Raw genomic sequence first — 14,961 nt, forward strand, 5'->3', positions numbered from 1 at the left:
CCGGTGAAAACGACTTCTGATCCCTTGTCATGTTCCAAGCTTTATCACTGTCGAAATCAGCACAGCGGTGAACAGAGGCACTGAAATGAGGATGAGCGATTTTCTCGTACGAGAACTCGGCCGCCGTCAGGTCGTGCTGTTTTTCCTGCTCGCCACGACGCTGTACATCCTGCCGCTGATCCTCGCCGACTTCCCCTACATCGACGACAACTGGCGCACCCTGGCTGCCGGCAATGTCTGGGCCGGGCAGGGGCGGTTGTTCATGGACTGGCTGTATCAGGCGCTGACGTTCACCGGCGCTGCGCCGAACATCTTTCCTTTGCCGTTGTTGCTCGCCACGGTGGCCATGTCTTTGGCCCTTACTCGTCTGACCTTTCACTATTTCCCTGAACCGACCCTGGCCTGTTGCCTGGTGCCGTTGCCGCTCTGGTACAACCCGTTCCTGTTGCAGAACCTGTCCTATCAATACGACGGGGCCGGCATGGCCCTGAGTCTGGTCGCGGTGATTTATGCGATCACTTTTTGTGGTAATTCCAAAATACAGCGATGGCTGGTGCCGTCGGTGTTACTGGCGCTGGCGATCGGGTTGTATCAGGTCAGTCTCAATGTGTTTCTCGGGCTGTGTTGTGTGGAGTTGCTGAGGAATGTTCATCGGCGAGTGCCGTGGGCGGAGTTCTGGCACCTGTCGGGATGGAGGCTGGCGCAACTGGTGCTGGCGGTGCTGATCTATGCGGTCACGGCCTATCCGTTCACGGAATCCGGGCGCACGGAGTTGCTCAACGGTAGCGCTGATCCGCTGTTGCAGATCGGCATCAATATCGGTCGGGTGATGGAGAAAGTTGCGCTGCTGTTTCACGGCGGCTACACAACGGTGTTTATTGTGTTGGTGCTGTGTGCACTGTTCGGTGGTGTGCGGTTGGGACGGCAGATTCGCCTGCGCAATGAGCCCACCGCACAAGGTTTGCTCCTGGGATTTATCTGCCTGCTGACGCTGCCGTTGATTGTGCTGCTGGTGCCGGGCATGACGCTGCTGTTTCGCGACTTCAACGAAGGCGCACGCACCCTGATGGGGTTCGGCGTGCTGCTGATCTTGCTGTTCTATCTGGCCTATGTCGGGTTGACGTCGCTGCACTCGCGGCTGCCCCTGTTGTTGGCAATTCCGCTTCTGGCAACGTTGTCGCTGTCCTTCGCTTACGGGAGGGTGCTGATGATGGAAAAAACCTTCGCCAATAGCGCCCTGTACAGCCTCAGCCAGGACATTTCCTCCCATCGCGAACTGCGCGAAGCCAAACGGATTTATCTGTCAGTGACTTACTCCGACCGCTGGCTGGCGGGTGCGGAGGGTACGTTCAAACAACTGCCGGTGCTGCGCTACTTGCTGAACATCGACTACTTCATGCTCGCGGAAAACCTGCCGTCGGCCGGTATCACCAACATGGTCGCGGAACGCGAACGGCGCAACGCCACCCGCGTCGGCTATCAGGGGTTTCCAGCCTTGGTGGATCGCCTCTATTACCGCATCTATCTGATCGGCGATTACGGTTTCATCGTCATGAAAGAGCCGCCCCATGGTCGGCTCTTGAGTTGGTGAGTATCCGAAGTGCTATGCCCTGAGCGTTACCGCTAGGCGGCCGCGATCTCCTGCGGCTCGAAACTGTCCGCCCGCGCCATCTGCCACATCCGCGAATAGAACTCGCCGTTCACTTCCCCGGTGAGCAACTCCCCCGGTTTCAGGAACACATGCAGCTGCGAGAACAGTTTGATCTCGGTCGCCGACATGCGCCGAACCAGATGCTTGGCCGACAGTTGCGATGGATGTTCGAGGCCGGCGGCGGCGAGCATTTCTGCCAGCGCCTTCAACGTATTGCGGTGGAAGTTGTAGACCCGCTGCGCCTTGTCCGGCACCACCAGCGCGCGCTGGCGCAGATTGTCCTGGGTGGCGACGCCGGTCGGGCATTTGTTGGTGTGGCAGCTTTGCGACTGGATGCAGCCGATGGCGAACATGAAGCCGCGCGCCGAGTTGGCCCAGTCGGCGCCGATGGCCAGCACGCTGGCGATGTCGAACGCACTGACGATCTTGCCGCTGGCACCGAGTTTGATCTTGTCCCGCAGATTCAGGCCGACCAGTGTGTTGTGCACGAACAGCAGACCTTCGCGCATCGGCACGCCAATGTGGTCGGTGAACTCCACCGGCGCGGCGCCAGTGCCGCCTTCCTTGCCGTCGACCACGATGAAGTCCGGCAGGATGCCGGTTTCCAGCATGGCCTTGGCGATGCCCATGAACTCCCACGGATGGCCGAGGCAGAACTTGAAGCCCACCGGTTTACCGCCGGACAGTTCACGCAATTGCTGGATGAAATGCATCATCTCGATCGGCGTGGAGAACGCGCTGTGGCGGGACGGTGAGATGCAGTCTTCGCCCATGGAAATGCCGCGGGTGTCGGCGATTTCCTGGGTCACCTTGTGCTTGGGCAGAATCCCGCCGTGGCCGGGTTTGGCGCCCTGGCTCATCTTGATTTCGATCATCCGCACTTGCGGGGTCTGCGCCTGGGCGGCGAAACGTTCCGGGTCGAAACGGCCGTCGCTGGTGCGGCAGCCGAAGTAGCCGCTGCCCAGTTCCCAGGTCAGGTCGCCGCCGTTTTCGCGGTGATACGGGCTGATGCTGCCTTCACCGGTGTCGTGGGCGAAGTTGCCGAGTTTCGCACCCTGGTTCAGCGCGCGGATCGCGTTGGCGCTGAGGGAGCCAAAACTCATGGCCGAAATGTTGAACACCGACGCCGAGTACGGCTGGGTGCATTGCGGGCCGCCAACGGTCACGCGAAAGCTGTTCGGGTCGCTCAACGGCGCCGGGCGCATCGAGTGACCGATGAACTCGAAACCGGACTGATACACATCGATCAGGGTGCCGAACGGTTTGTCGGCGCTTTCGTTCTTGGCCCGCGAGTACACCAGCGAACGCTGGGCGCGGGAAAAGGGCAGGGCGTCGCTGTCGGATTCCAGCAGGTACTGGCGGATTTCCGGGCGAATACCCTCGACCAGATAACGGATGTTGCCCAGGATCGGGTAGTTGCGGCGTACCGCGTGCGGGCTCTGCATCAGGTCGAACAGACCGATCAGGCTCAGCACCCCGGTGACGGCGGTGATCGGCCACAACCAGTCATGGTCGAGAAAGGGCAGGCTGGCGAGGGTGAAAATCACGCAGACGGCAAAGAAGGCGTAGCGGCTCAGGAGTGACAGGCTCATACGGTTTCCTTGGTTCGGACGGTTTTTTTGCGGCAGTCAGGCGTTCTGCGCCTGCAGAAAGATCGAAAACAGCTCCGACTGGGACTTGATCCCCAGCTTGCTGTACATGTGTTTCTTATGGACTTTCACGGTTTCAACAGAGATTTCCAGCTTACGGGCGATTTCTTTACTGGAGCAACCGCTGAGCATCAAACGCCCGACATCCAGTTCCCGGGCGGTCAGTTGTGCGCCCTTGAGTTGCTGCACCGACGCTTCGAGTTGCACCCGCCAGTCCGGTTGCGCCGGCGACGGGGCGAGGGCGACGATTTCATTGATTTCGTAGGGCAGGCGCTGGCGCAACAGGCCAAGCACCCACGGCTGGATCAGCGACAGCAGGGCGATCTGCTCGCCGCTGAAGCGCTGCTTGCTGCCCAGTGACAGGCACAGCGTGCGGTCGCCTTCGAGCTGGCAATTGAACTGGATTTCGTCGGCCACCACATTCAGACGAAAGTATCGCTGGTAATACTCGGTCAGCTCGAAATGCTCCGGCGCGACCTCCGACAGGCGATACAACCCGGTGCGCGATTGCTCGCGACAGGCGATGTAGAACGGGTCGAGCAGATACAACCCGCGCAGATAATCCTGGAACAACTGGTCGGGACTGCCGTCTTCGCCCGGGCATTCGGCGAACACCTGAGGGTGACGGTCGGCGCTGAACAGCAGCGCCACCCAGCTATCGAACGGGACGTACTGGTCGAGCAGGCGCACCAGTTGCGCCCAGAAATTCGGCTTGTCGAGGGCGTCGATCAACTGCCCGACGGCGCGGTGCCAGGTGATGTCGTCAAACGAAAGAATCATGCCTCTACCCCTATCGGGTTACCCCGGCCGCGTAATTCCCTGGCCAGTCGAATGCGAAGCATACTGGCCCACAGACAGCCGCCGGGCAATCTTTCGGCGCCCGGCGCTCATAACAAGGACTCCCCATGAAAGTCGAACTCGCCCAACTGGCGGGCCGTGACAAAGACACGGCGTACAACCTCGAACGCGCCCTGGCGGCGATTGCCGCGTGCCCGGCCGACACGCAACTGATCGTGTTCCCCGAGACCCACCTGATGGGCTTTCCGACCGCTGACACCGTGGCGCAGATCGCCGAAGCGGTAGACGGTCCGACTGTCAGCGCCGTGCAGGCCGCCGCCCGCGAAAGCAACATCGCCGTGGTGATCGGCATGGCCGAAAACGACAACGGCCGTTTCTACAACACCACGCTGCTGATCACCCCCGAAGGCATCGCCCTGAAATACCGCAAGACCCACCTCTGGGCGTCGGATCGCGGTGTATTCGAGGCCGGCGACCGTTACGCCACGTGCCTGTGGAACGGCGTGCGGGTCGGCCTGTTGATCTGCTACGACATCGAGTTCCCGGAATCGGCCCGCGCCCTGGCGCAACTGGGCGCTGAATTGCTGATCGTCACCAACGGCAACATGGATCCGTACGGGCCGACTCACCGCACCGCGATCATGGCCCGGGCCCAGGAAAACCAGGCGTTTGCGCTGATGGTCAACCGTGTGGAAGCCGGGGATGACGGGTTGATGTTTGCCGGCGGCAGTGCGCTGGTGGATCCGCTGGGTACGGTGCTGTTCGAGGCCGGGCGTGAGGAAGGGCGGTTCAACGTTGAACTGGATTTCGGCCAGTTGGAACTGGCGCGCAAGGATTACCGCTATCTGGATGATCAGCGGTTGAGGTTGCCGGGGGAGGTGGTTGAACACGCCTCGGGAGTACGAGAGCTGCTGATCCCTTCGCGCTAAAGAACAGAAGATATCCGATCGTGCCCACGCTCTGCGTGGGCATGCAGCCGGGACGCTCTGCGTCCAAAGAGCGGACGCGGAGCGTCCATGGAGGCATTCCCACGCGGAGCGTGGGAACGATCAAACCTTTGAGTTGTACCCAAAACAACAAAGCAACACCCGAAACATTCGCCGAACTCGGCCTCTGCCATAAATCCAATAAAATCCGGAGTAAGTCGCCCATGGCTCGTTTGCAACGCACCCTTTCGCTGGGGTCGGTGGTGCTGTTCGGCATCGCCTACATGACGCCGATCATTGTCCTCGGCACGTTCGGCATCCTCGCCCAATCCACCGCCGGCATGGTGCCGGCCGCGTATCTGGCGGCACTGGTGGCGATGTTCTTCACCGCCATGAGTTACGGCCACATGGCCGCCGCGTTTCCGGTGGCCGGTTCGGCCTACAGCTATGTGCGCAAGGCCATCAGCCCGAAACTCGGTTTCATCGCCGGTTGGGCGGTGCTGCTCGATTACCTGTTTTTGCCGATGGCGATCTGGCTGATCGGCGCCGCGTACCTCGCTTCGGCCTTCCCGTCGATCCCGCAGTGGATCTGGGTGCTGGCGTTCATCGGTATCACCAGCGCGATCAACATCATCGGCCTGAAGCTGGCCAACGGCATCAACGCCTTGCTGATGCTGGTGCAGTTTCTGGTGCTGGTCGCTTTCGTCGCCCTGTGCGTGCATTACATCGGCGGTGATGCCAGCACACCGCTGTGGTCGATCAAACCGTTCTTCAACGGCGACATGCAGATGCCGCTGATCATGAGTGGCGCGGCTATCGCCTGCTACTCGTTCCTCGGTTTCGATGCGGTCAGCACCCTCACTGAAGAAACCCGCGACCCGCGCCGCACCATCCCTCGGGCAATCATGCTGATCACCCTGATCGGCGGGCTGATCTTCGTCGGTGTGTCGTACTTCGTGCAGATCGCGCATCCGTCGTTCCAGTTCGACAACGTCGACTCGGCGGCCTACGAAATTGCACGCAACATTGGTGGTGACCTGTTCGTCTCGATCTTCCTGATCGGCCTGATTGTCGGTCAGTTCGCCTCGGGTCTGTCCGCCCAGGCCAGTGGTTCGCGGCTGCTGTTCGCGATGGGCCGTGACGGTGTGTTGCCCAAGTCGTTCTTCGGCACTTTGCACGAGCGCTTCGGCACGCCGGTCAACAGCATCCTGCTCTGCGCGGTGGTGGCCTTGCTGGCGCTGAAACTCGATGTGACCACGTCGACCTCGTTCATCAACTTCGGCGCGTTCCTGGCCTTCAGTCTGGTCAACCTGTCGGTGATTTTTCACTACTGGATCGGTGGCGAGAAAAAAGGCCTGCGCGAGCTGGTGCTGTTTCTGGTCTTCCCGTTCATCGGCCTGGTCGCGGACTTGTGGCTGATGGTCAGCCTCGATCACCTGGCGGTGTACCTGGGCCTGAGCTGGCTGGCGATTGGCGTGGTGTATCTGGCGGTGCTGACCGGCGGCTTCCGTCGCCAGCCACCGGAAATGGACTTCCAGGAAGCGACCTGAACTGACCTGACATCAGGCAGCAGGCCGGGTCTGGCGCAATGGCAGTTGCACGCGAAAGGTTGTGCCGGTCCCCGGCGTGCTGCTGACGGAAATGTCCCCGCCGTGTTTCTTCACGATGCCATAGGACAGGGACAACCCCAGCCCTGTCCCCTGGCCTACGGGTTTGGTCGTGAAAAACGGGTCGAAGATTTTCTGCAGGGTCTCGGGCGCAATGCCCGAGCCGTTGTCGGCCACTTCGATGATCGCCGACTCCCCCTGCACAGCAGTGCGCAGGGTAATGGTGCCGCGTTCGGCGCCCATGGCCTGCGCCGCGTTGACCACCAGGTTCATGATCACCTGATTGATCTGCGAGGGCAGGCATTCGATGTCCGGAAGGTCTTGATACTCCTTGACCACATCGGCCTTGTACTTGAGTTCGCTGGCGACGATGTTCAGGGTCGAGTCGATGCCCTGTTGCAGGTTCGCCCACTGCCATTGCTGCTGGGTATCGACCCGGGAGAAGTCCTTGAGGTCCTTGACGATCTGCCCGACCCGGCCGATGCCTTCCTTGGATTCGCGGATCAGCACCGGAATGTCTTCGAGCAGAAAATCCACTTCGAGGTGTTCGCGCAGTTGCTGCAACTGCGCAGCGGGCTCGGCGGCCAGGGTCTGCCCGGCGGCGTGATAGGCGCCGAGCATGGCCAGCAACTGCTGGAAGTAGCCGTCGAGCGTGCCGAGGTTGGAGGAAATGAACCCGATCGGGTTGTTGATTTCATGGGCAACCCCGGCCGCCAGTTGCCCCAGCGAGGCGAGTTTTTCCGACTGCACCAACTGGCCTTCCAGTTGCTTGCGTTCGTCGATCTCTCGCTGCAAGGCTTCACTGGCCTGCTTGAACTGGGCGGTGCGCTGGTCAACCAAATGTTCCAGGTGATGCATTTGCAGCGACGCGCGTTCGGTCATCTGCCATTTGGTCAGCAGGGTGTTGGCCATCTGCTGGACCTCGATGTTGTCGAACGGCTTTTTCAGGATCAGCAACCGGTCATGGGCGTGCAGGCGATCCAGCAGTTCGTCCCAGGAATAGTCGGAATATGCGGTGCAAACCACCACCTGCAATTGCGGATCCTGTTGCCAGAGATGCTCGATGGTTTTCGCCCCGTCCCAACCGTCGGGCATGCGCATGTCGACAAAGGCCAGGGCGTACGGGCACTGCTCCTGCAACGCCAGGTTGAGTTTGGCCAGGCCCTCTTCACCGCCATAGGCCGAGTCCAGTTCGAACGTTGCTCGCCGGGGCTTGGCAGGTGCGCCGAACAGGGCCGCTTCCATCTCGTCCAGTTCCGCTGACTGCGCCTGGGTCGGGGCGAGGATCTTGCGAAAGTCTTCGTGGATCGACGGCATGTCATCGATCAGCAGAATGCGGCGGTTCGACAGTTCGCTCATGCGTTCTCCGTTACGGTGATCAGCGGAATCTGCAGGGTGAACATGGCGCCCAGCCCCGGCCCGTCACTGTGGGCGGTGAGATGGCCGTTCATCTCGATGGCCGCCAGGGCGCAGCTGTGCAGGCCGAAGCCATGACCCTCCTTGCGGGTCGTGAAGCCGTGGGCAAAGATCCGTGTCATGTTTTCCGGGGCGATGCCTTCGCCATCGTCCCTGACGCTGATTTCCAGAAAACTCTCGTCGACGATTTTCACGCCCAGGGTCATGGTCCGTGGGCGGTTGCTGAGGTCGGACATCGCGTACTTGGCGTTGCTGATGAGGTTGATCAGGATCAGCAGCAAACGGTGTTTGTCGCCCATCACCTGAGGCACGTCGCCGTATTCCTTGACCACCGTGACATGGTGCCGGGTGAGTGCGCCGGCATTCATGCGCAGGGCGTCTTCGAGCAGTTCGTTGATGTACAGCGGCTCGGTCATGCTGTTGGCCCCGGCATAGGATTGCTGGGTGGCGACGATGTCCTTGATGTGATCGACGCTCTTGTTCATCTGGGCCAGTTCGTCGGCCATTTCCTGCTGTTCCTGGGCGATGGCGCCTACCAGTTGGTTGAGGTAGCCGGGCAGCAGCTTGCCCTTGGCGTCCTCGGTCAGGAATGGCCCGAGGTCGTCCGGGTGTTCGTTGATCAGTTGCATGGCCTTGCCCAATCCCAGGGCCTTGCTGCTGCGCAGTTTTCGCGAGATCAGGTCGGAGGAAATGTTCACGCTGTTGAGCACGTTGCCGACGTTGTGCAACACGTTGGTCGCGATCTCGGCCATGCCGGCCTGGCGCGCGGCGTCGAGCAATTCGCTCTGGACGTTCTTGAGCTCGCGGGTCCGTTCATCGACCCTTTGTTCCAGCACATCGTTGGCGGTCTGCAGGGCCGCGTTGACCCGGTTGATCTCGGCGAAGCTGCGGATCAGCCGGATGGCCAGCCACAGCAGTGACAACATCAGCAGGACGGAAAACAGCAGCAGGTAGAAATGGTATTTCTGGTCGATCTTTTCGACCCGCTGCTGATCCTGATCGAGCATGTTGGTGATGGTGTCCAGTCGCTCGGCCACGGGAATGGCTTCGATCTGGTCGAGCAGGCGGTTGACGATCGGCTGCTCGCGCAGGATCAGGGTGATGTGATTGCTCAGGATCCTGATCGGCGTCTGGAAGTCCCGGGGCAAGCGTTGCGCGTTCACCGTGAGTTTGTTCAAACCCAGCTCGATGTCGGCCGCCTTGTCGTCGGAGGCGACCTGGGCGAATTCCAGTGCGCTGAGCAGCAGGTCATAGGTGTCGGTGACGATGTTCTGCAATTGAATCTTGTCGAGGTCGGACAGATTGGTCAGTTGCGCCTGAATGTCATCCTCGGCGGTCGGCAGAAACGCCAGGGAGTTGCGCAACAACGCGTTGTGCGACTTGAACTGTTCGACCAGGCGGGTCTTTTCCTGCATGGCTTTCAGGAACCCTTCGTGGGCCTCATCCCATTGCGTGGAGTCGTTGCGCCCGTGCCCGGACTCCATGGTGTCGAAGCGTGCCCACAGGCGGTTCATCTCGTTCATCGGTGAAACCAGCGGGTCGTAATTGTGCGAGATCGCCACCCGGGCCTTGAGGATTTCGCTTTCCCACAGGGCGTCCTGTTGCTTGATCTGGCGGATCAGGTCCCGGGATTCGGTGTAGGTCGTGGTCTGCTCGGAGCTGGACTTGAGGTACAGAAAAACCAGGGTCGAGGCCAGCAGCACGGCGACGAGCCCGAGCAATATCAGGCTGACCCGGCGTGACATCTTCATCATGGCTTGCCCTCCCAGTGCCCGGTCAGGGTCTTGAGAAACTCGATGATCAGCGCCTTGTCTTCCTCGCTCGGCATGCGGCCCAACTGATACTGGAACATCACGTCCACGGCCCGTTCGAGGGTGGGCGCCGAGCCGTCGTGAAAGTACGGCGCGGTCAGCGCGACGTTGCGCAGGCTCGGCACCTTGAACACGGCGCGATCGTCTTCGTCGCCGGTCACGTTGAACCGCCCCTGGTCGGCCAGTGTCGGGTTGCCGCGATCGGCGATGTAGTCGCCGAACACCCCGAACTTCTGGAACATGTTGCCGCCGATGTTCACCCCCTGATGGCAGGCGATGCAGCCGTAGTCCTTGAAGCGCTGATAGCCGTATTTTTCATCCAGGGTCAGGATGTCCGTGTTGCCCAAAAGGTACTGATCGAAGCGTGAGTCGGGTGTCAGCAGCGTGCGTTCGTAGGCCGCCAGGGCGTTCTGGATATTGGCTTTCGTCACGGCATCCGGGTAGGCGGCGCTGAAAGACTGGCGATAGTCGGGTTCGTCGGCGATCCGTTGCACAACAGTGTTCCAGTCGCTGCCCATTTCGTGGGGGCTGGTGATGACGACATTGGTCTGCTCTTCCAGCGTTTCGACGCGACCGTCCCAGAACTGGCGGAAATTGAGGCTGGCGTTGAGCACGGTCGGCGTGTTGACCGCCACCGGTTGTCCATCGAAGCCCGGGGAAAAGGCGCGGCTGTCGGCCCCGTTTTTGTCCAGTTGATGGCAACTGGCGCAGGACAGGGTGTTGTTGACCGATAGCCGTGGATCGTGGAAAAGCTGGCGACCCAGTTCGACGCGTTTCGGGTCCTGTTTCGGAATCTCGGGCAAGGGTTTCAGCGGCTCGTCCAGCGGCGCGGCAACGGTATTGGCGCAGGGAACGAACAGCAGCAGGAACAGAACGCTGCGGGACGGGCACCTCGGCGGCGTGTTCATGATGCGCTCCATGGCCCCGGCAACCCGGTCATCAGCAGGCGGGCGAAGGCGTCCGCCGGCAGGGCCTTGCTGAAGTAGTAGCCCTGGCCTTCCTCGCAGTGGTGGGACCTGAGAAAAGCCAACTGTTGCGCGGTCTCCACCCCTTCGGCGATGACGTTCAGGTTCAGGCTCTTGCCCAGGCTGATGATCGCGCCGACCAGCGCGGCATCGCTGCTGTCATGGCTCAGGCCGCGAATGAACGACTGATCGATTTTCAGCACATCGATGGGGAACCGCCGCAGGTAACTCAGGCTGGAATACCCAGTCCCGAAATCATCGATGGCCAGCTTGACCCCCAGCGCTTTCAACCGGTTCAACGCGCTCATGGTCGCGTCGACGTTCTGCATCAGCACGCCCTCGGTGATCTCCAGTTCCAGCAGCACGGGATCCAGCCCGGTCTCTTCCAGCACCTGTTCGATGCCCTCGACAAAGAGGCGCTGGCGAAAGTCGATGGCCGAGGTGTTGACCGACATGCGGATCGGCGGCAGCCCGGCTTTTTGCCAGTCCCGCGTCTGACGACAAGCTTCGCCCAGCACCCATTTGCTCAGAGGCACGATCAGGCCGCTGTCTTCGGCCACCGGGATGAACTCCGATGGATACACCCAGCCATGTCCCGGTTTTTGCCAGCGCACCAGCGCTTCGGCGCCCACCACCCGGCCGCTGCCCAGATCGATTTTCGGCTGGTAGTGCAGGACGAATTCGTGCCGTTGCAGGGCCTGGCGAATGCCCGATTCGATGCCTTGCTGTTCCCGGGCGCGCTGGTTCATGGCCTCGATGAAGAAACCGATCTCGTTCGGGCCGCTTTCCTTGGCATTGCGCATGGCCGTTTCGGCTTTTTTGATCAGGTCGATGGCTTCCAGTCCGTCGTCCGGATAAATACTGATGCCCACGCTGGCGGTGACACTGACGTCGTGACCGACAATCGTCTGTGGCTCACGGATGGCCGCCAGCAGTTTTTCGGCGATGCTGCGCGTCTGCTGCGGGTGGATGATGTCGCTGAGCATCACCACGAACTCGTCGGAGCCATAGCGAAAGACCGAGTCCGATTCGCGCACGCAGGCCAGCAGTTGCTGGCCGACCCGTTTGAGCATCTCGTCGCCCGCCGGATGGCCCAGGGCATTGTTGATGCGCTTGAAGCGATCCAGGCCGAGAAACATCACCACCAGTTGTTTGTCATGGCGCCGGCAAGCGGCCAGTGACTGAGTCAGACGGTCACCGAGCAAGGTGCTGTTGGGCAGGCCCGTGAGGCTGTCGTACTGCAACAGGTGCGAGACCTTGAGCAACTCGTGCACGCGCGCCTCGATGGTTTGTTCGAGGCTGAGCATCTTCAGCGCCGCGTCCTGGGCCAGTTGCCATTTCCAGGTCAGGGCATTGGCCATCTGCCGGATTTCCAGGGTGTCGAACGGTTTTTTCAGGATCAGTAACTGATCGCCGAACTCCAGGCGCTCGGCCATGGCTTCCCAGCTGTAGTCGGAGTAGGCGGTGCACAGCGCGATTTGCAGGTTGGGATCGACCTCCCACAGTTTTTCAATGGTTTCCAGACCATCCCAGCCGGGCGGCATCCGCATGTCGGTGAAGGCGAGGGCATAGGGACGGCCTTCGTCCAGCGCGTGTTGCACCAGTTTCAAGGCTTCCTGGCCCTGGTAGGCAGAGTCGAGCTGGAAGGTCAGGTGCGGCGACTGGCGGGTACCGAACAGCGTTTGTTCAAGACCACTCAGATCCGCTTCGCCACCGCTTTCGGGGGCGAGGATCTTGCGGAAATCGGCATGGATCGCCGGCGTATCGTCGACGATCAGAATCCGCCGGTTGGTCTGGGGAAAAGGCGTTTTCATCCTTCATCCTCCTTGGGCAGCGGGGCGGCCGCACTCCAGTCCTTCAGCAGTCGGGCTGCCTGTTCAGGGCTGACCGCTTCGCTCAAGCTGAAGCCCTGCACGTTTTTCAACGGTGCGCAGGACACCAGGGCACTGCCCTGATCCTCAGGCGTGACGCCTTCGGCGCTGATGTCGATTGCCAGGTCCCGGGCGAAATTGACGATCGCCCGCAGCCGATTGGCGCCGTCTTCATCCTGAGCCGCATTGTCGATCAGGGACTGGGCGAGTTTGAGGTGATTGACCCGGTAGGTTTTCAGGTAGTCGAACGATGAGTATTCGGTGCCGAAATCATCGATGGCGATGGTCACACCCAACTCGCGCAGGCGCGGCAACGCATCGTTGTGTGTCCATTGGGTCTGGGCCAGTGTGGCTTCGGTGACATCGAAACGCAGATCCCATGGCGCCAGCTCCCAGCGGGCCGTGGTGCGCAACACGTCGTAGATCAGTTCGGGACCGGACTTGAGCTGTGCCAGGGAAATCTTGATCGCCATCACCGGTGGCGCCACTCCCTCGTTTTGCCACTGACGCATCTGCCAGCAAGCGTGATCGAGGATCCAGCGTCCGAGTGGAATGATTGCGCCGGTCTTTTCTGCCGCCGGTACGAAGGCCGACGCCGGCAGCAGGCCAAGCCTGGGATGTTGCCAACTGACCTGCGCGGCCATGCCGAGAATCTTGCCGCTGTGCAGGTCCACTTCCGGCATGTAATCGAGCTTCAGCCCTCCCTGGGTGAGGGCCGTCGTCAACTCTTCGGCAAGGACCATGCGCTCGGCCACCTCCCGGGTGATTTCCTCGGAGTGGAAGTGATACTGATTGCGTCCGGATTCCTTGGCGCGGTACAGCGCCATGTCGGCCTGTCCCAACAGGCTGTCGGCATCGAAGCTGGCGGGGCTATAGCTGCTGATGCCGATGCTGACCGAAATGCGCACGGCGTTGCCGGCCAGTTGATAGGGCGCCTGCAGAGCCTCGAGGATCTTGGTGGCCATGGCGGCGGATTGGGTCGGTTCGCTGACGTCCAGTTGCAGGATCGCGAATTCATCACCACCCAGACGCGCCACTACATCGTTTTCCCGAACGCCGGATTTGATCCGTTGTGCCACTTGCTGCAACAGCAGGTCGCCGACCGGATGACCGAGGGTGTCGTTGATTCGCTTGAAGTGATCCAGGTCCAGGTAAAACACCGCGAATGGCGCCGCCCCCCGACGTGCGGCGGCAAAGGCTTGATGCAGGCGTTCGATCAGTGTGGCGCGATTGGCCAGCCCGGTGAGGCCGTCCGTACGGGCCAGTTGGGCCATTTTCTCCTCGGCCACCCGGCGTTCGGTGATGTCGAGGATGATGCCTTCCACTTCCAGCAGCCGGCCGTCGTGGTCGCGCACCGGGATGTAGCGGTTCTCCACCCAGCGCCAGGTGCCCTGACCGGTGCGCAGGCGAAACTCGATCGAAGCGCCCAGGGCATGCCGGTCCAGCACCCGCGCCATGGCGGCATCGACATTGGCCTGATCGTCCGGGTGAATCAGCACCTGCGCCCAGTTGGCCGCCCCCACCAGATCGGCCGCGACATGTCCGTAGCGGGTGATGTTGTGGGAGATGTACATCAGCGGAAACGATGGCTCGCCGCGCAACCGGTAAAGGATGGTCGGGCTGTTCTGCACGATGATGTTGGCGTCGGACAGCTCCCGCGTGCGGTCCTGCACGGCTTGTTCCAGCAGGTTCATCTTCAGCGCGGCGTCTTCGGTCATTTGCCATTTGACGGTCAGAGCGCTGGCCATCTGGCGGATTTCGATCGCATCGAAGGGTTTTTTCAGGATCAGCAGGCGATCGTTCAGCGGCAACCGCTCGTCGATGTCTTCCCAGGAGTAGTCGGAGTAGGCGGTGCACAGGGCCACTTGCAGCTTGGGATCGACCTGCCAGAGCCGTTCGATGGTTTCCAGGCCGTCCCAGCCCGGTGGCATGCGCATGTCGATGAAGGCCATGGCGTAAGGACGACCAGCGGCCAGGGCGGCCTCGACCTTGTCCAGGGCTTCGCGCCCCTGAAAGGCCGAATCCAGCTCGAAATGTTCTTTTTGCGTGGCAGACGCGGTGGACGGGGTGCCGAACAGCAGGCTTTCGGTTTCGTCCAGGCTGTCGTCTTCAATCGTGGCGGGTTTGAGGATCTTCTCGAAATCGCCGTGGATCGACGCCGTATCGTCGACGATCAGTACGCGACGATTGATTTGCCCGAGTTGCGCACTCATGGCGCAATACCCGCAAGTTCACGCACGTTCGTCATCGGGAGCATCCTTTTCCCC

10 protein-coding genes are annotated in these 14,961 nt (G+C 61.1%); 3 read left to right on the forward strand and 7 right to left on the reverse strand.

Annotation, left to right across the window (positions count from 1 at the left end):
- The first annotated feature begins 85 nt into the window (after nt 1-85).
- Nucleotides 86-1,591: a glucosyltransferase domain-containing protein gene (locus AC1RMX_RS15360; RefSeq protein WP_493072498.1), complete on the forward strand. Its 1,506-nt coding sequence runs from the start codon at nt 86-88 to the stop codon at nt 1,589-1,591.
- Between the two features lie 32 nt (nt 1,592-1,623).
- Here the strand turns inward: AC1RMX_RS15360 and AC1RMX_RS15365 are convergent, their stop codons facing one another.
- Nucleotides 1,624-3,243 carry an FMN-binding glutamate synthase family protein gene (locus AC1RMX_RS15365; protein WP_096818530.1) on the reverse strand — a complete coding sequence of 540 codons (1,620 nt, stop codon included), beginning with the start codon at nt 3,241-3,243 and terminating at the stop codon, nt 1,624-1,626.
- Between the two features lie 36 nt (nt 3,244-3,279).
- A complete protein-coding gene (locus AC1RMX_RS15370) occupies nt 3,280-4,080 on the reverse strand; it encodes a helix-turn-helix transcriptional regulator (protein ID WP_096818529.1) in 801 nt (266 codons plus the stop codon).
- A gap of 125 nt (nt 4,081-4,205) precedes the next feature.
- Here AC1RMX_RS15370 and AC1RMX_RS15375 point away from each other — a divergent pair, with 125 nt between their 5' ends.
- Entirely contained in the window at nt 4,206-5,027 is an 822-nt protein-coding gene (locus tag AC1RMX_RS15375) for a carbon-nitrogen hydrolase family protein (protein WP_096818528.1), read from the forward strand.
- A gap of 221 nt (nt 5,028-5,248) precedes the next feature.
- The gene (locus AC1RMX_RS15380) at nt 5,249-6,574 is read left to right on the forward strand and encodes an APC family permease (protein WP_096818526.1); all 1,326 of its coding nucleotides are present in this window, start codon (nt 5,249-5,251) and stop codon (nt 6,572-6,574) included.
- Nucleotides 6,575-6,586: 12 nt separating this feature from the next.
- On the opposite strand, the gene AC1RMX_RS15385 is transcribed toward AC1RMX_RS15380, so the two are convergent.
- The 5 genes from AC1RMX_RS15385 to AC1RMX_RS15405 are packed head-to-tail and all read right to left on the reverse strand — an operon-like array spanning nt 6,587 to nt 14,907.
- Complete coding sequence (locus AC1RMX_RS15385; protein WP_096818524.1) at nt 6,587-7,990, reverse strand: ATP-binding protein; 1,404 nt, start codon at nt 7,988-7,990, stop codon at nt 6,587-6,589.
- Nucleotides 7,987-9,801 (reverse strand): DAHL domain-containing protein, encoded by a 1,815-nt coding sequence (locus tag AC1RMX_RS15390; RefSeq protein WP_102620787.1) that lies wholly within the window; start codon nt 9,799-9,801, stop codon nt 7,987-7,989. The genes AC1RMX_RS15385 and AC1RMX_RS15390 overlap by 4 nt, the downstream gene beginning before the upstream one ends.
- Nucleotides 9,798-10,766, reverse strand: coding sequence for a cytochrome-c peroxidase (locus tag AC1RMX_RS15395; protein WP_096818521.1), 969 nt, complete (start codon nt 10,764-10,766; stop codon nt 9,798-9,800). Before AC1RMX_RS15395 ends, AC1RMX_RS15390 begins: the two co-directional genes overlap by 4 nt.
- The gene (locus AC1RMX_RS15400; RefSeq protein WP_096818519.1) at nt 10,763-12,637 is read right to left on the reverse strand and encodes a putative bifunctional diguanylate cyclase/phosphodiesterase; all 1,875 of its coding nucleotides are present in this window, start codon (nt 12,635-12,637) and stop codon (nt 10,763-10,765) included. Before AC1RMX_RS15400 ends, AC1RMX_RS15395 begins: the two co-directional genes overlap by 4 nt.
- On the reverse strand, nt 12,634-14,907 hold the full coding sequence (locus tag AC1RMX_RS15405) for a GGDEF/EAL domain-containing response regulator (protein ID WP_096818517.1): 2,274 nt from the start codon (nt 14,905-14,907) through the stop codon (nt 12,634-12,636). The genes AC1RMX_RS15400 and AC1RMX_RS15405 overlap by 4 nt, the downstream gene beginning before the upstream one ends.
- Nucleotides 14,908-14,961: the final 54 nt, after the last annotated feature.

This window comes from Pseudomonas sp. GW822-FHT03F04 (assembly GCF_058801405.1).